General features: G+C 62.3%; 20 protein-coding genes and 1 pseudogene. 7 read left to right on the plus strand and 14 right to left on the minus strand.

Annotated elements, in window-relative coordinates; genetic code table 11:
- Positions 1-72 precede the first annotated feature (72 nt).
- A complete protein-coding gene (locus tag C816_RS06030) occupies positions 73-837 on the plus strand; it encodes a MerR family transcriptional regulator (protein ID WP_016321530.1) in 765 nt (254 codons plus the stop codon).
- Between the two features lie 148 nt (positions 838-985).
- On the opposite strand, the gene C816_RS06035 is transcribed toward C816_RS06030, so the two are convergent.
- Positions 986-1,438 carry a YjbQ family protein gene (locus C816_RS06035; RefSeq protein WP_016321531.1) on the minus strand — a complete coding sequence of 151 codons (453 nt, stop codon included), beginning with the start codon at positions 1,436-1,438 and terminating at the stop codon, positions 986-988.
- A gap of 131 nt (positions 1,439-1,569) precedes the next feature.
- Here C816_RS06035 and C816_RS06040 point away from each other — a divergent pair, with 131 nt between their 5' ends.
- On the plus strand, positions 1,570-1,824 hold the full coding sequence (locus tag C816_RS06040; RefSeq protein WP_016321532.1) for a Smr/MutS family protein: 255 nt from the start codon (positions 1,570-1,572) through the stop codon (positions 1,822-1,824).
- 112 nt (positions 1,825-1,936) lie between these two features.
- On the opposite strand, the gene C816_RS06045 is transcribed toward C816_RS06040, so the two are convergent.
- A complete protein-coding gene (locus tag C816_RS06045) occupies positions 1,937-2,143 on the minus strand; it encodes a helix-turn-helix domain-containing protein (RefSeq protein WP_242832121.1) in 207 nt (68 codons plus the stop codon).
- 133 nt (positions 2,144-2,276) lie between these two features.
- Here C816_RS06045 and C816_RS06050 point away from each other — a divergent pair, with 133 nt between their 5' ends.
- Positions 2,277-2,600: a hypothetical protein gene (locus C816_RS06050; protein WP_016321534.1), complete on the plus strand. Its 324-nt coding sequence runs from the start codon at positions 2,277-2,279 to the stop codon at positions 2,598-2,600.
- Between the two features lie 45 nt (positions 2,601-2,645).
- On the opposite strand, the gene C816_RS06055 is transcribed toward C816_RS06050, so the two are convergent.
- The 5 genes from C816_RS06055 to C816_RS06075 form a co-directional block, all read right to left on the minus strand.
- On the minus strand, positions 2,646-3,737 hold the full coding sequence (locus tag C816_RS06055) for a hypothetical protein (protein ID WP_016321535.1): 1,092 nt from the start codon (positions 3,735-3,737) through the stop codon (positions 2,646-2,648).
- 115 nt (positions 3,738-3,852) lie between these two features.
- Complete coding sequence (rny, locus tag C816_RS06060; protein ID WP_016321536.1) at positions 3,853-5,400, minus strand: ribonuclease Y; 1,548 nt, start codon at positions 5,398-5,400, stop codon at positions 3,853-3,855.
- A 318-nt stretch (positions 5,401-5,718) separates the two neighbouring features.
- Positions 5,719-8,142 (minus strand): leucine--tRNA ligase, encoded by a 2,424-nt coding sequence (gene leuS / locus C816_RS06065; RefSeq protein ID WP_016321537.1) that lies wholly within the window; start codon positions 8,140-8,142, stop codon positions 5,719-5,721.
- A 37-nt stretch (positions 8,143-8,179) separates the two neighbouring features.
- Complete coding sequence (locus tag C816_RS06070) at positions 8,180-8,512, minus strand: putative quinol monooxygenase (protein ID WP_016321538.1); 333 nt, start codon at positions 8,510-8,512, stop codon at positions 8,180-8,182.
- A 30-nt stretch (positions 8,513-8,542) separates the two neighbouring features.
- Positions 8,543-8,935, minus strand: coding sequence for a DUF2500 domain-containing protein (locus C816_RS06075; protein ID WP_016321539.1), 393 nt, complete (start codon positions 8,933-8,935; stop codon positions 8,543-8,545).
- Between the two features lie 530 nt (positions 8,936-9,465).
- Here C816_RS06075 and C816_RS06080 point away from each other — a divergent pair.
- The gene (locus C816_RS06080) at positions 9,466-10,020 is read left to right on the plus strand and encodes a helix-turn-helix domain-containing protein (RefSeq protein ID WP_016321540.1); all 555 of its coding nucleotides are present in this window, start codon (positions 9,466-9,468) and stop codon (positions 10,018-10,020) included.
- Positions 10,021-10,030: 10 nt separating this feature from the next.
- Entirely contained in the window at positions 10,031-10,159 is a 129-nt protein-coding gene (locus C816_RS25310) for a hypothetical protein (protein ID WP_016321541.1), read from the plus strand.
- A 115-nt stretch (positions 10,160-10,274) separates the two neighbouring features.
- Here the strand turns inward: C816_RS25310 and C816_RS06085 are convergent, their stop codons facing one another.
- Both C816_RS06085 and C816_RS06090 read right to left on the minus strand, forming a co-directional pair.
- Positions 10,275-10,841: a biotin transporter BioY gene (locus tag C816_RS06085; protein ID WP_016321542.1), complete on the minus strand. Its 567-nt coding sequence runs from the start codon at positions 10,839-10,841 to the stop codon at positions 10,275-10,277.
- 127 nt (positions 10,842-10,968) lie between these two features.
- On the minus strand, positions 10,969-11,541 hold the full coding sequence (locus C816_RS06090) for a uracil-DNA glycosylase (protein WP_016321543.1): 573 nt from the start codon (positions 11,539-11,541) through the stop codon (positions 10,969-10,971).
- A gap of 106 nt (positions 11,542-11,647) precedes the next feature.
- Here C816_RS06090 and C816_RS06095 point away from each other — a divergent pair, with 106 nt between their 5' ends.
- Positions 11,648-12,175 (plus strand): putative ABC transporter permease, encoded by a 528-nt coding sequence (locus C816_RS06095; RefSeq protein WP_016321544.1) that lies wholly within the window; start codon positions 11,648-11,650, stop codon positions 12,173-12,175.
- On the opposite strand, the gene C816_RS06100 is transcribed toward C816_RS06095, so the two are convergent.
- Positions 12,172-13,110: an alpha/beta hydrolase gene (locus C816_RS06100; protein ID WP_016321545.1), complete on the minus strand. Its 939-nt coding sequence runs from the start codon at positions 13,108-13,110 to the stop codon at positions 12,172-12,174. The genes C816_RS06095 and C816_RS06100 overlap by 4 nt on opposite strands.
- Before the next feature lie 222 nt (positions 13,111-13,332).
- On the opposite strand from C816_RS06100, the gene C816_RS06105 reads away from it, so the two are divergent.
- Positions 13,333-13,707 carry a zinc ribbon domain-containing protein gene (locus C816_RS06105; protein WP_016321546.1) on the plus strand — a complete coding sequence of 125 codons (375 nt, stop codon included), beginning with the start codon at positions 13,333-13,335 and terminating at the stop codon, positions 13,705-13,707.
- A 48-nt stretch (positions 13,708-13,755) separates the two neighbouring features.
- Here C816_RS06105 and C816_RS06110 read toward each other — a convergent pair whose 3' ends face one another.
- The 4 genes and pseudogenes from C816_RS06110 to C816_RS24205 form a co-directional block, all read right to left on the minus strand.
- On the minus strand, positions 13,756-14,463 hold the full coding sequence (locus C816_RS06110; protein ID WP_016321547.1) for an IMP cyclohydrolase: 708 nt from the start codon (positions 14,461-14,463) through the stop codon (positions 13,756-13,758).
- Positions 14,464-14,475: 12 nt separating this feature from the next.
- Entirely contained in the window at positions 14,476-14,991 is a 516-nt protein-coding gene (locus C816_RS06115; RefSeq protein WP_016321548.1) for a M48 family metallopeptidase, read from the minus strand.
- A gap of 125 nt (positions 14,992-15,116) precedes the next feature.
- The gene (gene rsfS / locus C816_RS06120) at positions 15,117-15,479 is read right to left on the minus strand and encodes a ribosome silencing factor (protein ID WP_016321549.1); all 363 of its coding nucleotides are present in this window, start codon (positions 15,477-15,479) and stop codon (positions 15,117-15,119) included.
- A 126-nt stretch (positions 15,480-15,605) separates the two neighbouring features.
- Positions 15,606-15,790, minus strand: a pseudogene (locus tag C816_RS24205) (hypothetical protein); the annotation flags it as partial.

The raw sequence follows: 15,790 nt of genomic DNA on the forward strand, positions 1-15,790 counted from the left end.
ATTTCAATAAAACCCCCTTGACTTTGCCGTAACGTCATGGTCTATACTCCTTTTTGTCAGGAGGGATCGAATATGGAATACACCATCAAGGCACTGGCGGATCTGGCGGGGGTTACGCCCCGGGCCCTGCGCTGGTATGACCAGGAGGGCCTGCTGAGGCCGCTGCGGACCACGGAGGCGGGCTACCGTCTCTACGGCCCCCGGGAGGTGGACCGGCTCCAGGACATCCTCTTTTACCGGGAGCTGGGTCTGGAGCTCTCCGCCATCCGCCGGATTCTGGACGACCCGGCCTTTGACCGCCAGGCGGCGCTGCAGAGCCACCTGCGGGAGCTGGAGGCCCGACGGGATCGGCTGGACGGTCTCATCCTGACGGTGCGAAAAATCATTGACGAGACGCAAGGAGGAGAAAAGATGTCCGACAAGGAGAAATTTGAGGCGTTCAAGCGACATGCCGTGGAGACCAACGAGAGGCGGTACGGCAAGGAGATCCGGGAGAAATACGGGGACGAGGCCATGGATCGGGCCAACGCCAGCATTCTGGCCCTGACGGAGGAGGAGCACGGCCAGTGGAAGGCCCTGGGGGAGGAGATCCGCGCCGCCCTGGTTCGGGCCGTCCAGGCCGGGGAGGACCCGGCGGGAGAGGAGGGACAGCACATCGCCGCCCTCCACCGGCGGTGGCTGTCCTACTCCTGGGAGGCCTACACCCCCCAGGCCCACGCGGGGCTGGGGCAGCTGTACACCGCCGATGAGCGGTTTACGGCGTACTACGACCAGGAGGTCCCCGGCTGCGCCGCCTTTTTGCGGGACGCCATTCTCATTTACACGAGCACGAAATAAGCGGGAGCCGGAGGCGTCTGCCTCCGGCTCAGCTTATTCAAGCGTTTTTGTGCGGGCTGAACGGAGGTCCGGGGCTTTGAGGAGTCCTGAAAACTCCGGGTTGAAACGGCACGGGAAACCCTTCCCGAATACCCCGCACACGCCCTTGTTATTCGCCCATGACCTGGAATACGATGTCCCGCACCCGGTCCCGGGTGTCGCACTCCACCAGGGTCAGGTTCTGCCAGGGGCCTACGGTGATCTTCCCCGCCACGAAGGGAACGGTGATGAAGGGGGAGAGCAGCGCCGCCTTGATGTGGGAGGAGCCGTTGTCGTCGTGCCAGGTCTCATGGTGCCAGTAGGGCACCACCCGGCCCTGCTCGTCCAGATAGGGCGAGAACACGTCCAGGGCGGCTTTCAGGTCGTGGTTCACCATGCCCGGCTCAAACTCCAGGGTGGTAAGGCCCGCCACGCCGCCGGTGGTGAAGCCGGTGACGGTCCCGGCGGAGATGCCGTGCTTCCGGCACGCCGACTCCACCGCCTGCTGAAAGTCCTCCGTCACGTCGATCATGCCCATGTGGGCCTTGGTGCGGTAGGTTTTTGTCTCGGTGTAAACTGCCATGGTTTTTCCTCCTTGCGGGTGCGGAAAGCAGCCGGTGTGAATTGATTTCCGTATCCCGGCGTTTTCCGCATTGTAACACACCTTGGCCTGTGTTACAATTGTTTTGGAAATTTTTTGCGGGAGGCGGCAGCATGAGAGAACACTCCGGCATCCTCACTGTGGATCTCCACGGCAAAAACGTCTATCAGGCCCGGGTCACGGTGGACGCTCTGCTCCGCCGGGCGGGGGGCGGCGTGTACCGCATCCGCCTGATCCACGGCCACCACGGCGGCACGGCCCTGCGGGACTTTCTCCGGCAGGAGTACGCCGGGCACCCCAAAGTGCGCCGGCTGATCCTCTCGCCGGACGGCGGGACCACCGATTTGGTGCTCCGCGCCTTTTGCTGAGAGGGAAGGCGAGAAGCAGGCGAGCGCCGGAATTTCCGGCGGCCCGGCGCCGCAGTCTGAGAAATTGCGGCAGTATCTGATGAAACCTCCAGGAGCAGCGCTCCTGGAGGTTTCATGTTTTCTTATCTTCCGGCTCTTCGAAATTGATCTCGAAGAGGTCGTTGGGCGTGCAGTCAAGCACCTGGCAAAGTACCTCAATCGTCTCCAGATAAATGGCACGATTTTCATTCTTAATAATTTTTGTTATATTCTGGTGACTCATCCCCATTTGCTTTGCCAGCCAGTATCGTGTCTTCCCCTTCGCGTCCAGCAGTGGCATAATATTAAATCTAATCATATAGTATGACTCCACTATTTATTGTATTGATTAGATAATAGCCCATATTTGGTCTTTACATACACATCCATTTATTGTATAATCTACAAATAACATATTTATGGGAGGGATTTCTATGACCGAGCGAGAAGAGCTGGAGATGTGGAAAGAGATGTACCTGCATCTGCTTCGGGAGACTGAGAAAGCGATCAATCTCCTGGTCAGGGGCGAACAGCACACGGAAGACCTGTACATCGAAGCGGGTCACTCCAGCGAGCAGTATTCCACCGACACCATGTGCGCAAAGCAGTGGGTTCCCATTACAACCGTAGGCAGGCCGGGACAGATCGGCTTTGCCAGGGCCTTTCGGTACTCCAAGGAGGACGAGATGAAGATGGAGGCGTACTGGGCGGCAAAAAAAGCGGAGGAGGCGCGGGCAAGCCAGGATTCCGACACATAAAAACTCCCCCGGGGCATATCCCCGGAGGAGTTTTTATGTAAAATATCACGCTTTGTATTTGTCTGCCCGGTCTCCGGCGGCGGAGACGGCCTCCGGCCGGGTCTTGTCCCTCTCCTCGCCGGTCTCCCCCCGCAGGGCGTCGATCCAGTTGTCCAAGCGTTTGAGCAGGTCCGCCCAGGCCTCCCGCTCCTCCGCCGTGGCTTTGTCCTCTTTCAGCCGCTCCAGCAGCTCGCTCTGGGCCTCCGTCAGGGCGGAGAGCAGGTCTTTCTGATCCGTGCCGGCCGCCTCCTGCCCGGCAGCCCCGGCAATCAGGCCCCGGTATATGGACAGCAGCGCCTCGCCGCCGTCCGCCGTGACGCCTTGGTCCTCCCGCTCCCGGTCCGCCGCGTCCCGCAGGGCGTCGATCCAGCTGTCCAGGCACTTCATCAGCCGGTCCCACTCCTCTTGCTCCTTCTTCCACTCCCGGCCCTCCCGGGCCCGCTGGAGAAGCAGGAGCCGGGCCTCGTTCAGGGCGTCCAGGGGGTCCTCCCGCAGGAGGGCGGAACGGTCCGGGGAAGCGGCGCTCCGGGCGGAAGCTCCGGAGGCATAGGGCTGGTACAGCGTCAGCAGCTCCGCGGCCTGGGCACTGCATACGCCGCCGAAACGTTGGTCGTACTGGTGGCTGTCAATGGCGCTGAGGTAGTTCCGCTTCGCGGTGATATCGCCCGTCTCAAGCCCGGTGGGGAGCACGCCGCCGCCCAGGGCGCTCTGGTACGCGCCGGTCTTCACCAGGTGGCCGTACAGCGCCGCCATCTCGGCGTAGGAGGCGTTAGAGGGATCAATGTCGTTGACGTGACAGGTAAAGTCGTAGGGCCCGCTGTCCGACGTGCCGGTGACGCGGACGACGGGGTCGTCGGGGGTGGAGTCCGCCGTGTACTCGGCGTAGATCTCCTGGGCGGTGTTGTTCCTGCCGATGCGGCTCCCGGAGAAGACGGTGTTCTCGCCGGGCATACGGAGGTGGAACGCGGGACCTGTGACGGAGGCAGAGGTCCGGTTCAGCTGGTCTTGGAAGGACGTCCCCGCCGTCCGGGCCGGTCCGGCGGAGGAGGCGCGGCGCTCCGCCGCGCCCCGCGTGCCGCAGACACCTTGAATACTCATGGAAACATCGACCTTTCTTTGATGAAATGTAAAAAGACAGAAAGCGGCTGTGAGGGGTTCACTGCCGCTTTCTGTTCCGTGCGTTTTGTGCCTTCGCAGTCCTTTGCAAAGGGGGTTATTTCGCGTACTCCACGACCTTGGTCTCCCGCAGGACGTGGACCTTGATCTGACCGGGGTACTCCATCTCCTCCTCGATCTTCTTGGCCAGATCCCGGGCCAGAATGACCATCTGGTCCTCGCTGACCTGCTCGGGCTTCACCATGACCCGGACCTCGCGGCCCGCCTGGATGGCAAAGGCCTTGTCCACGCCGGGATAGGTGCCGGTGATGGTCTCCAGCTGCTCCAGACGCTTGATGTAGTTCTCCAGATTCTCCCGCCGGGCGCCGGGCCGGGCGGCGGAAATGGCGTCCGCGGCCTGCACCAGGCAGGCCACAATGGTCCTGGCCTCCACGTCGTTGTGGTGGGCCTCAATGGCGTGGATGATGTCGTCCCGCTCCTTGTAGCGCCGGGCGAACTCCACGCCCAGGGCCACGTGGGTGCCCTCCATCTCGTGGTCCACGGACTTGCCCAGGTCGTGGAGCAGTCCCGCCCGCTTGGCGGCCTGGACGTCGGCCCCTACGTCGGCGGCCATCATGCCCGCGATGTGGGAGACCTCGATGGAGTGGCGCAGGACGTTTTGTCCGTAGCTGGTGCGGTAGTGGAGACGGCCCAGCATCTTCACCAGCTCCGGGTGGAGATTGCGGATGCCGCACTCGAACACGGCCCGCTCGCCCTCGCTCTTGATGACGGCGTCCACCTCCCGCCGGGCCTTCTCCACCATCTCCTCGATGTGGGTGGGGTGGATACGGCCGTCGGCGATCAGCTTCTCCAGGGCCAGGCGGGCGATCTCCCGCCGCACCGGCTCGAAACAGCTGACGGTGATGGCCTCCGGCGTGTCGTCGATAATCAGATCCACGCCGGTCAGCGTCTCGATGGTGCGGATGTTGCGGCCCTCGCGGCCGATGATGCGGCCCTTCATCTCGTCATTGGGCAGGGGAACCACACTGACGGTCATTTCGGACACCTGGTCCGCGGCGCAGCGCTGAATGGCCTGAGCCACCACCTCGCGAGCCCGGGTCTCGCACTCCTCCTTCATCCGGGACTCCACCTCTTTGATCTTGACGGCGGTCTCATGGATGACCTCGGATTCCACCTGGTCAATGAGATACTGCTTGGCCTCGTCGGCGGTGAAGCCGGAGATGCGCTCCAGCATCTCGGTCTGGCTGCGCTTGATGGTCCTGATCTCCTCGTTCTCCCGGTCGGCGGCCGCGTGTTTCTGGGCCAGGGATTCCTCTTTCCTCTCGATGGCCTCGGTCTTGCGGTCCAGGTTCTCTTCTTTTTGCTGCAGGCGGTTTTCCTGCCGCTGCAGATCGGCTCTGCGGGCTTTTTCTTCCCTCTCGTATTCGCTGCGGCTCTTTAAGATCTCTTCCTTCGCTTCCACCAGCGCCTCGCGTTTTTTCGCCTCGGCGCTCTTGATGGCCTCGTTGATAATGCGCGTACCCTCTTCTTCCGCGCTTGAGATCTCCTTCTCGGAGACTTGTTTCCGATAGCGAATACCGAGGGGGAACCACACCACGCCGCCGACCACCAGCCCGATCAGGGCTCCGATCACATATGGCACCATGACTGTCTGCTTCCTCCTAAAAAATCGGTATCGGTTTTCCGTAATCGAATAAACGACCGGAGAGCACCCCTATCGCCCCCCGATAATTATCCGTTATCAGTTTAATCGCTTCTTTGGCAACTGTCAAGGGAAATATACAAAATCTTTGGCAAAGAATGGTGCTTTTTCACAAAATCGGGTCGAACGGCGCCCCGCCCGGGCACACAAAGCCGGGCCCCGTCCATCGGACGGGGCCCGGTTCCAAATATTTTCAATCAGACGCCGGCAAAAAACCGGTCAGTCCCTGCCGCCGATCAAGACGCTGCCCGGCACCCTGCCTCACTGGGGCTTCACGATCAGGTTCACCAGGCGGTTCTTCACCAGGATGGTCTTGACGATTTTCATACCCTCGGTGGCCTTTTGGACCTTCTCCACCTGCATGGCGGCGTCCACCACGGCCTTTTCATCGCTGTCCACCGGCACGGTGATGGTGCCTTTCAGCTTGCCGCCCACCTGTACCGCCATGTCCACGGCGGAGGCCACGGTCTTGCTCTCGTCGTACACCGGCCACTCCGCCTGGCAGCACATCTTCCCGGTCTTTGCGGCAAAGCCCAGCGTCTCCCACAGCTCCTCGGTGATGTGGGGGGCGAAGGGGTTCAGCAGAAGGAGCAGCGTCTTCATGTCGCCCCTGGTCACGCCGTTGGCCGTCAGCTCGTTGACGGCGGTCATCATGGCGGCGATGGCGGTGTTCATCTTGAGACTGTCCACGTCGTCGGTGACCTTCTTGATGGTCTTGTGGAGAATGGCCTCGTTGGCGGGGGTCACGTCATAGCTGTCTGCGGCAGCTTCCGCCAGGTTCCACACCCGGTCCAAAAACCGCTTGGAGCCCTTCACCGCCTCGGTGGACCAGATGGCCGCCTGCTCGAAGTCGCCCACGAACATGATATACAGGCGCATGGTGTCCGCGCCGTACTGAGCCACGATGTCGTTGGGGTTCACCACGTTGCCCCGGGACTTGCTCATCTTCTCGCCGCCCTCGCCCAGGATCATGCCGTGGCTGGTGCGCTTGCCGTAGGGCTCCTTGGTGGGCACCACCCCGATGTCATAGAGGAACTTGTGCCAGAAGCGGGAGTACAGCAGGTGGAGCGTGGTGTGCTCCATGCCGCCGTTGTACCAGTCCACGGGAGACCAGTAGTCCAGGGCCTCCTTGGAGGCCAGGGCCTTGTCGTTGTGGGGGTCCATATACCGCAGGAAATACCAGCTGGAGCCTGCCCACTGGGGCATGGTGTCCGTCTCCCGCTGGGCCTGTCCGCCGCACTGGGGGCAGGTGGTGTTCACCCAGTCCGTCATCTTGGCAAGGGGGGACTCGCCGGTGTCGGTGACCTCGTAGCTCTCCACCTCGGGGAGCAGCAGGGGCAGCTGGTCCTCCGGCAGGGGCACCCAGCCGCACGTGGGGCAGTTCACCAGGGGAATGGGCTCGCCCCAGTACCGTTGGCGGCTGAACACCCAGTCCCGGAGTTTGAAGTTGGTCTTCTTCACGCCGAAGCCGTGCTCCACGGCGTAGTCCTTCATGGCGGGGATGGCCTCCTTGACCGTCATGCCGTTGAGGAAGCCGGAGTTAATCATGATGCCGTCGTCCTTGGTGGTGTAGGCGCTCTTGGTGATGTCGCCGCCCTCCACCACGGGGATGATGGGCAGGCCGAACTTGGTGGCAAAGTCCCAGTCCCGCTGGTCGTGGCCCGGCACGCCCATGACAATACCGGTGCCGTAGCCCATGAGCACATAGTCGGAGACGAACATGGGGACGGTCTCGCCGTTGGCGGGATTGGTGACCAGGACGCCCTCCAGCCGGACGCCGGTCTTATCCTTGTTCAGCTCACCCCGCTCGAAGTCGGATTTCCGGGCGGCCTCCGCCTGGTAGGCGGCCACGGCGTCCCAGTTGGGAATGCGGTCCTTCCATTTCTCCAGCAGGGGGTGCTCTGGGGAGATGACCACGTAGGAGAGGCCGAAGAGGGTATCCGCCCGGGTGGTGTAGACGCTGACGGTATCCTCCATATTGGTCTCAAAGGTCAGCTCGCAGCCCTCGGACCGGCCGATCCAGTTGCGCTGCTGGATCTTCACGCGGTTGATAAAGTCTACGTCCTCCAAATCGTCGATCAGGCGGTCGGCGTACTTGGTGATGGCCAGCATCCACTGGGATTTCTCCTTGCGGATGACCTCGCCGCCGCAGCGCTCGCATACGCCTTCCACCACTTCCTCGTTGGCCAGCACGATCTTGCAGCTGGTGCACCAGTTCACAGGCATGGAGGCCTTGTAGGCAAGGCCCTTTTTGAACATCTGCAGGAAGATCCACTGGGTCCACTTGTAGTAGTCGGGGTCGGTGGTGTTCACCTCCCGGTCCCAGTCGAAGGAGTAGCCCAGCATGTGCAGCTGCCTGCGGAAGTTCTCCACATTGTCGTGGGTGACCTTGGCGGGGTGGATCTTGTGCTGGACGGCGTAGTTCTCCGTGGGCAGGCCGAAGGCGTCGTAGCCGATGGGGAAGAGGACGTTATAGCCCTGCATCCGCTTCTTGCGGCAGATGATGTCCATGGCGGTAAAGGGCCGGGCGTGGCCCACGTGGAGCCCCTGGCCGGAGGGGTAGGGGAACTCGATGAGGCCGAAGAACTTCTCCCTCGTTTTGTCGCCGGTGACGGCGGTGAAGGGCTTCTCCTCCAGCCACTTCTGCTGCCATTTTTTCTCAATGGCGGTAAAATCGTACTTCATGTGCGCTCTCCTTCTATCAATATAAATACAGAATTTCTCATTCCTTGATAAACGCTCTGTCGGACGCAGGAATCCCCTCCCGGTCCGTTACATACCGCTCCGCCCGCATCCGCAGACCATACTTCTCCCGGAGCTTTGCAATGGTTTCCATCATAGGGGAGGCATGGTGCCGGTCCAGGGCCGCCTGATCCGTCCAGACATCCATCAGGAGTACGGTCTCCGGATCGTCCGCCGGAAAGAAATAGGCGTAGCGCTGGTTTCCCGCTTCGGCGCGGACGCGGTCCGCCGTGCCGCTCTCCTCCATCTCCCTGGCAAAGGCCCGGGCGGCTCCACCGGTTCCGGTGTAGTACAGGTTTACCATGATACTCATATTGCCGTCCTCCTTCCCGCTCAGCAGAGATCAGGACCGCTCAAAGGACAGGTATCTCGTTCCCTGGAACGTCAGGTCTCCCCGGTCCCCCTCCGCCAGCATCCCGTACTCGGGACCACTGACGGAAAATTCCATCCGGTCCCCGCTGTCCACCTGGAAGGTGGCGTAGTAGCGGGTGGAGGTGTGGGTGTGTCTCATTCCGGTACCGGAATTATGGCGGCGGCAGGAGACATCGGTCCGCTTGGTCACCACCTGGGCGGGAACGGTCAGCCGGGGGGAGTGGTTGTTCTTGTTCCAGGTCCCGATTCCCTGGACTGCCGCGACGACGATGATGCCAAGAACCAGTACAAACACAATGCTGATGAAAACCGGAACAATGGTAAACATGGCGTCAAAACCGCCCATTCCATATCCATAACTCATGATTCTGCGCCTCCTCCGCACAAAAAATGCCCCCAGCCCAAAGGCCAGGGGCGTGGAATCACGCGGTACCACCCTGTTCAGCCCCCGCGGGGGGGCCCTCGCGGCCTGTAACGGGGCCAAACCGTCCCGCCCTACTGCGCGTTCAGGCGGGAGACTCCGGGAGCAGTCATCCGCGGGTCTCCCCCACCGGCTCGCAGCGTCCGCCGGCTCTCTGGAGGCGGGAGGTCCCGTCTTTCTTCCCTTCAAAGTCTCTTGGATTATATACCAGCGCTATTTTACGGGGAGTTTCCCGTTTTGTCAAGAGGCGGCTGCAAATCCGGTGTCCAACCGCGCATTTTATCATCCGCGATTTTGGTTTTGCAGCTGCGGCTGTGTAGAGACGGGAGCCTGTCCCCGCCCGTTTTCCCGAAGACGCCAGGGTTCCGGCAGGCGGCCGGCAGTTTTCTTCTTGACAAACTTCGACAGAGCATTTAGTATAAGAGAACAATCACTCATTATATTGGAAATCCTACGGAGAGGACGGCGTTCCCATGGAGCTGAACCGCGCTGTGGCGGAGAATATCAAGCGCATCCGAAAGAGCAAGAAGCTGAGCCTGGAGAGGACGGCGGCGCTGTCCGGGGTGTCCCGCAGTATGCTCAGCCAGATCGAGCGGGGAGAGGCCAACCCCTCCGTGGCCATTCTGGGTAAGCTGGCGGAGGCGCTGAAGGTCCCGGCGGAGATTCTGCTGGAAAATGACGATTTCATCTCCCTGCTGCTGAGCCGGGAGCCGGACAACATCCCCAAGCGGCTGGACGGGGGCAAGGTGCTGCTGCGGCCCTCCATGCCCTACGACGGCGTCACCCGGCAGGAGAGCTTTTTTCTGGACCTGTACATCAGCGCCCATTACCGGCCGGAGCTGTCGGTGCCCGGCTGCGTGTGCCACGCCACGGTGATGTCCGGCACGGTGAGCCTGACGGCGGAGGACCAGGAGTTCCAGCTGATGGAGCGGGACGCCCTGCGCTTTGCCGCCGACCGGCCCTACGAGTTCGTGAACATGACCAACAGCACCGCCCGGCTGCTGCTGGCCTACCAATATCTGAAATAGGAGGCGCGTTATGGCGGAGCGAAACGGAAGGGACAACCACTTTGCCGGAGGGCTGGGGCTTCTGGCGGCAGCTGTATACCTATGCGTAAAGGGACTGAAAAGGGTGGAGGAGCGTTTGCAGAAGCGGGAGAAAAGGTGAGAAGCCGTATTCACAGGCGGGGAATGCCGGACGGGCAAAGGCCCCGGCCAGACGGCATCCAATCCCTATGAATACAGCGGACAGGGCGCCCGGTCAAACCGGGCGCCCTGCTTTGTTATTTGAGGTACTTTCCCACTCGGCGGGCCAGCAGCACCGCCAGGGCCATCTTCAAGAGGTCCGGCACGATGAAGGGGACCACACAGGCCGCCAGGGCCGCCGTCAGACTCATGGGACCCTTGGTGCTGGTGTACAGCGCCAGGAACCATGCGGTGCCGAAGGCGTAGCAGACCAAAAGCCCCAGCAGGCATCCGCAGACCATCACGGGCAGCTTGTTCCCCAGCTTTGCCGTCACCAGCCAGTACACCAGGGCGGAGCCGATGAATCCGATGATGTAGCCGCCGGTGGTGCCCAGCAGCACGCCGGGGCCTCCCTGGAAGCCGGAGAACACCGGCAGGCCCACCAGGCCCATCAGCAGATACACCACCACGGCCCACAGCCCCCGCCGCCCCCCCAGGATGGTGAGGGCCGCGAACATGGCGAAGGTCTGGAGGGTGAATGGCACGGAGATGGGGGTCTTGGGCGTTGAGATCCAGGCGCACACGGCTATCAGCACGGCGAACAGGGCGACGTAGGCCAGGTCCAGCGTCCGGAACCGGGGCGCGGCAGCGTCTTTGGAAACCATAGGAAATACCTCCTTTTTTGTCTTGGCAACAGCATACCGTATTCCATTGCAATTGTCAACCATAAAATTAAAATAGGTTTACAATCGCGAAAAGACGGAGGGAGGACCATGCCCTCCCTCCGTCTTTTCAAATATCCGTATGGGCGCACAGCTCCCGGACCTTGGCCTGGATGGCCTTCAGATCCTCAAAGGTCTCCGGCCGCTTCCGGGGGTCCCGCAGCAGAGCGGCGGGATGGTAGACGGCGGTCATCTGCACGCCGTCCCGCTCAAACCACTGGCCGTGCTCCTTTGTGATCTTGAAATCGTCCTTGATGATGACCTTGGCGGCGATTCGCCCCAGGCACACCAGGATCTTAGGCTGCAGCAAGGCCATCTGCCGCCGGAGGAAGCCGATGCAGGCGTCCTCCTCCACGTTCAGGGGGTCCCGGTTCTGGGGCGGGCGGCACTTGACCACGTTGGCGATGTAGACCTTGGTGCGGTCCAGGCCGATCATCTCCAGCATATCGTCCAGCAGCTGGCCGCCCCGGCCCACAAAGGGAAGTCCCTGCTCGTCCTCGTGCTGTCCGGGGCCCTCGCCCACGAACAAAATCTCCGCGTCCATGGCGCCGTCGCCAAAGACCACGTTGGTGCGGGTCTCCGCCAGGGCGCAGCCCCGGCACTGGAGACACTCCTGTCTCAAAGATTCCCAAGTATCCGGCATATGGATGACCTCTTTCTCTTTTGATGATACCACGCAAAATCTGCCAGCGGGAAACCGGGATATTCCGCTAACCCGGGGGAAACAATGGATGCTGGAGGTTGGATTTATGACAGACTTACTCTGGTTTTTTTGGATGTACAGCTTCGGGGGGTATCTGGTGGAACGGGCCTTCGCGGCGGCCACCCGGGCACAGCGCCGGGAGCGGAAGTGCTTTTTGCTGCTGCCGCTGTGCCCGGTGTACGGCCTGGGGATGCTGGCGGTGCTGGCCCTGCCGGAGTCCTGGCGGCAGGGACCCTGGCTCATCGCCGCCGGCGCGGTGACGGCCACGGCGGTGGAGTACGCCGTCCACTGGGCCTACGAGACCTTTCTGGGCGTGGAGTTCTGGGACTACTCCCGTATGCCCGGCAACCTGGGGGGACGGGTCTGCCTGCCCTTCACCCTGGCCTGGGGCGTGCTGACGGCGCTGACCGTCTGGTACGTCCACCCGCTGGCGGCCGCCCTGGCGGCGTCTATTCCCGCCTGGGGCACCTTTGGGTTTTTGCTGCTGTTCTCCGTGGACGCGGTGTGCTCCGCCCGGTTTTTGTGGGTGACCCACGACGTGGAGGAGCTGCGGGTCACCGGGTGGAGCATTTAGAGGAGCAGGCCCGCCTTCTCCGCCAGCCACAGGTACAGATCCCGGAAGATGTCCTCCCGGCAGGCCTCGTTGAGGATCTCATGGCGCAGCTCCGGGTAGAGCTGTATGGACACGTCCCGGACTCCGGCCTTCAAGAAGCTGCGGTACGCCCGCCGGACGCCCCTGCCGCAGTCTCCCACCGGGTCCATGGCTCCGGAGATGAAGAGGACGGGAGTGTTGGCGTTCATCTTTTTCAGGTTCTCGGGCTTTGCGATGAAGCGCAGGCCCCGCAGCAGCTCCCGGAAGAGGCCCACGGAGGCGTTGCCGCCGCAGAGGGGATCGGCAATGTAGCGGTCCACGTTCTCCGGGTCCAGGGACAGCCAGTCAAAGCCGGTGCGGTTGGGGGCGAAGCGCTTGTTGTAGGCCCCGAAGGCCAGCTTGTCCACCATGGGGGAGGTTCGGTCCTCCCCCACCCGGCGGCGCTCCAGGGCGGCCACGGCCCTGCCCCCGGCCACCAGGGCGGCGGGCATCTGCCCGGTACCCATAAGAATGGCCCCGTCCACGGTGCCGGGGTAGCGGATCAGATACGTCCGGGCCAGAAAGGAGCCCATGGAGTGCCCCAGCAGGAAGAGGGGGATGTCCAGAAACTGCTTTTTCAGCAGGTTATAGCGGGCATAGATGTCGTCCACCACCCACGTCCAGCTGCCTTTGGGACCGAAGTACAGCCGCGCCCCGCCGGGGGCCACGGAACCGCCGTGGCCCAGGTGGTCGTGGCCCGCCACCGCGAAGCCGCGGGCAGTGAGATACTCCGCAAAGGGCTCATACCGAAGGATATACTCCGCCACACCGTGGGAGATCTGCAAAACCGCTCTGGGACGGTTCTCCGGCAGCCACTCCACCGCGTGGATGGCGGTCTTCCCGTCGGCGGAGGAAAATGTAAATTCATTGCGCACCATGGGATCGGACCTCCTGTACATCAGATTTCTCCCTAAAGCATACCATAGTCTCCCGAAAAACACCAGCCCCGTTTTGCCGTTTTCCGGAGCTGCGCTTGTAAACAGGGTGAAAACGAACTGTAAATAAACTGAAATTCTGTTGCTTTTGACGAAGGGAAGGAGTATACTGGGACCATCAAAGGGAAGCGCACAGCTTTATCATACTGAAAGGGGTTTCAAAATATGGCAATTACTTTTGATGAACTGAGCAAGAAGACCAAGGACGTGGCCGCCGTGGCGGCGGACCGGGCGAAGGACGCCGTGGAGACCGTAAAGGTGAACGTGGCCATTGCCGGGGAGCAGCGGGAGATGGACAAGAACTACCGCACCATCGGCGAGTGGTTCGTCAGCGAGTACGAGGGCGAAATCCCAGACGCGGTCCGGGACCTGGTGGAGGCTGTGAACGCCTCCAAGGCCAAGATCGCTGAGCTGGAGGCCAGCAAGCCCGTGCGGGAGGACTCCGCCGCCGAGGTCCCCGAGAGCGAGAAGGCGTGCCCCATCTGCGGCGCCGTCAGCGACAGCAAGTTCTGCCCTCACTGCGGCGCACCCATGGAATAATCCGAGTACATAAAAAGAGTCCCGGCCCCCCAGGGCCGGGACTCTTTTTTACGCGTGCTTGTTGCGGATGGCGTCCCGCGCCGTGCCGTCCGCGAGGCCGGTATAGCGCACGAAGAGGGAGACCTTGTTCTCCCCGTTCAGGGCGGCCCACATCCGGTCCGCCAGGGTCTCCGGGTCAGGGGCGTCCAGGATCACCCGCTCCGGCTCCCCCTCGAAGGAGGGCAGGGGATTGCCGTCGCCCATGTAGGTGTGGATGAAGCGGCCCTCCCCGGCCAGGGGATGGTCGTAGTCATAGGAGTACCGGCAGCAGCAGGCGGGGTCGCCGTCGGCACTCTTGAGAATGGACAGCTTGAAACTGCCGTCGGGACTCAGGAGGCCGGAGATGCGGGGGGTGTAGTTGGGCGCGTCGGGCTCAAACTCCCGGGTATGCAGGGCCTCGGCAAAGGTCCTGCCGGCCAGGATACAGTCCCGGACGGTGTCGGTCTGGTCGCCGTTGGTGACGATGAGTCCCCGGCCCGCCCGGCGGACGGGATGGTAGATGATGAGGCTGGGGTCGGTCATTTTAGAGGGGTCGTGGGCCTGGGTGCGGATACCGTCCTCCGTGGGGACAAAGACCCGGTTCCGGGAGTTCTCGCTGCGGCCCATGATGAAATAGGCCGCCACGGCAAAGCGGTTGTCAGCGCTGCGGCCCAGGACAATGCCCCGGCCGGGGTAGGGATTTCCCTCCAGCAGTTGGAAGAGATTCAGCAGCTCCATAGGCGTATCTCCTTATCTCAGCAATTTTTTCCGCTCCCGCCAGTCGGGGAGGTGCTGCGCAAGCAGCGTGTAAAACCGCGGGCCGTGGTTCTTCTCCCGGATGTGGCACAGCTCGTGGACCACCACCAGCTCCACGGCCTCCTCCGGGCAGTTCATGAGAAAGCAGGAGAAGCACAGACTGTTCTTCCCGCTGCAGCTGCCGTAGCGCTTCCGGGCCGTGGTGACTTTGAAGCCGGTGGGGACCACGCCCATTTTTTCGCTCCAAAGAGCGATTTTTGGCGGCAGCTCAGCCCGGGCCCGGGCTTTCAGAGCCTCGATCTCCTCCGCGGTGGGGGGCGGGGGAAGGGAGGCCGCCCTTTGGCGCTGGCGCTCCAGGTGCTGGGCGATCCAGCCCTCGTGGCTCTCCACAAAGGCGCGGATGCGTTTTTCCGAAAGCCGCATGGGGGCCCGCACCACCACCCGGCAGTCCCTTGTGATCTCCAGCGCCAGAGTTTTCCGGCGGGAGCGGATCAATTCATATGGTTCCATGGTGAAAGCATAGCATGGCGACGGGGAAAAGGCAAGTGAAAAGTTTTTGGTCAAGCTTTTTGAAAAAAGCTTGACCAAAAACTTTAACAGCAAAGCGGGCCGGCTTTCGCCGGCCCGCCCGCATATTAATCCTTTGTGAGTACGCCGCTGAGGTCCAGGGGCTTGCCGTCCTGCCACAGCCGCTCCAGGTCGTAGAACTCCCGGGCCTCCTGGGAGAAGACATGGACAGCAAGACACCCGTAGTCCAGCAGCACCCAGGTGCCGTCCCGGTGGCCCTCCCGGTGGAGGGGGGCCTCGCCGGCCTCCTCCTTCAACGCCTTTTCCACAGCGCCGCACAGGGCGTTGATCTGGGTGTTGGAGGTGCCGCTGGCGATGACGAAGTAGTCCGCCAGCGTGGTGAGGTCCGTGATCTCAATGGCGGAGATCTCCTTGCCCTTCTTCTCGTCCAGGGCCCTTGCCGCAATGATTGCCAGTTCCTTCGGTGTCATGGGCTCGTTCCTCTCTTTCTATTTGATATTGATGATTCTATTCCATAGGGACGGGGTCGATGATGACAAAGCCGGGGTCCGCGGGCTCCGTGGGCTGGACGGGCTCGCCGGAGGCGCTGGGATCGGTCACGCCGGTGTCCGGCGGGACCGTTGTGCCGGGGCCGTGACGCCGGGGCTGTTGGGGTCCAGGGTTCCCGGGTCTGTGATTCCCGGGTCCGCCGTGCCGGGATTGGTTGTCCCCGGATCTGCCGTACCGGGGTTCGCCGTGCCGGGATTGGTTGTCCCCGGATCTGCCGTACCGGGGTTCGCCG

Source organism: Oscillibacter sp. 1-3, from assembly GCF_000403435.2.
Lineage (GTDB): Bacteria > Bacillota > Clostridia > Oscillospirales > Oscillospiraceae > Oscillibacter.

Bases quoted from the DNA above. Each gene is read 5' to 3' on its own strand.
- C816_RS06030 (WP_016321530.1), top strand. From the start codon at position 73: ATGGAATACACCATCAAGGCACTGGCGGATCTGGCGGGGGTTACGCCC.
- C816_RS06035 (WP_016321531.1), bottom strand. From the start codon at position 1,438: ATGGCAGTTTACACCGAGACAAAAACCTACCGCACCAAGGCCCACATG.
- C816_RS06040 (WP_016321532.1), top strand. From the start codon at position 1,570: ATGAGAGAACACTCCGGCATCCTCACTGTGGATCTCCACGGCAAAAAC.
- C816_RS06045 (WP_242832121.1), bottom strand. From the start codon at position 2,143: ATGCCACTGCTGGACGCGAAGGGGAAGACACGATACTGGCTGGCAAAG.
- C816_RS06050 (WP_016321534.1), top strand. From the start codon at position 2,277: ATGACCGAGCGAGAAGAGCTGGAGATGTGGAAAGAGATGTACCTGCAT.
- C816_RS06055 (WP_016321535.1), bottom strand. From the start codon at position 3,737: ATGAGTATTCAAGGTGTCTGCGGCACGCGGGGCGCGGCGGAGCGCCGC.
- rny (WP_016321536.1), bottom strand. From the start codon at position 5,400: ATGGTGCCATATGTGATCGGAGCCCTGATCGGGCTGGTGGTCGGCGGC.
- leuS (WP_016321537.1), bottom strand. From the start codon at position 8,142: ATGAAGTACGATTTTACCGCCATTGAGAAAAAATGGCAGCAGAAGTGG.
- C816_RS06070 (WP_016321538.1), bottom strand. From the start codon at position 8,512: ATGAGTATCATGGTAAACCTGTACTACACCGGAACCGGTGGAGCCGCC.
- C816_RS06075 (WP_016321539.1), bottom strand. From the start codon at position 8,935: ATGAGTTATGGATATGGAATGGGCGGTTTTGACGCCATGTTTACCATT.
- C816_RS06080 (WP_016321540.1), top strand. From the start codon at position 9,466: ATGGAGCTGAACCGCGCTGTGGCGGAGAATATCAAGCGCATCCGAAAG.
- C816_RS25310 (WP_016321541.1), top strand. From the start codon at position 10,031: ATGGCGGAGCGAAACGGAAGGGACAACCACTTTGCCGGAGGGCTGGGG.
- C816_RS06085 (WP_016321542.1), bottom strand. From the start codon at position 10,841: ATGGTTTCCAAAGACGCTGCCGCGCCCCGGTTCCGGACGCTGGACCTG.
- C816_RS06090 (WP_016321543.1), bottom strand. From the start codon at position 11,541: ATGCCGGATACTTGGGAATCTTTGAGACAGGAGTGTCTCCAGTGCCGG.
- C816_RS06095 (WP_016321544.1), top strand. From the start codon at position 11,648: ATGACAGACTTACTCTGGTTTTTTTGGATGTACAGCTTCGGGGGGTAT.
- C816_RS06100 (WP_016321545.1), bottom strand. From the start codon at position 13,110: ATGGTGCGCAATGAATTTACATTTTCCTCCGCCGACGGGAAGACCGCC.
- C816_RS06105 (WP_016321546.1), top strand. From the start codon at position 13,333: ATGGCAATTACTTTTGATGAACTGAGCAAGAAGACCAAGGACGTGGCC.
- C816_RS06110 (WP_016321547.1), bottom strand. From the start codon at position 14,463: ATGGAGCTGCTGAATCTCTTCCAACTGCTGGAGGGAAATCCCTACCCC.
- C816_RS06115 (WP_016321548.1), bottom strand. From the start codon at position 14,991: ATGGAACCATATGAATTGATCCGCTCCCGCCGGAAAACTCTGGCGCTG.
- rsfS (WP_016321549.1), bottom strand. From the start codon at position 15,479: ATGACACCGAAGGAACTGGCAATCATTGCGGCAAGGGCCCTGGACGAG.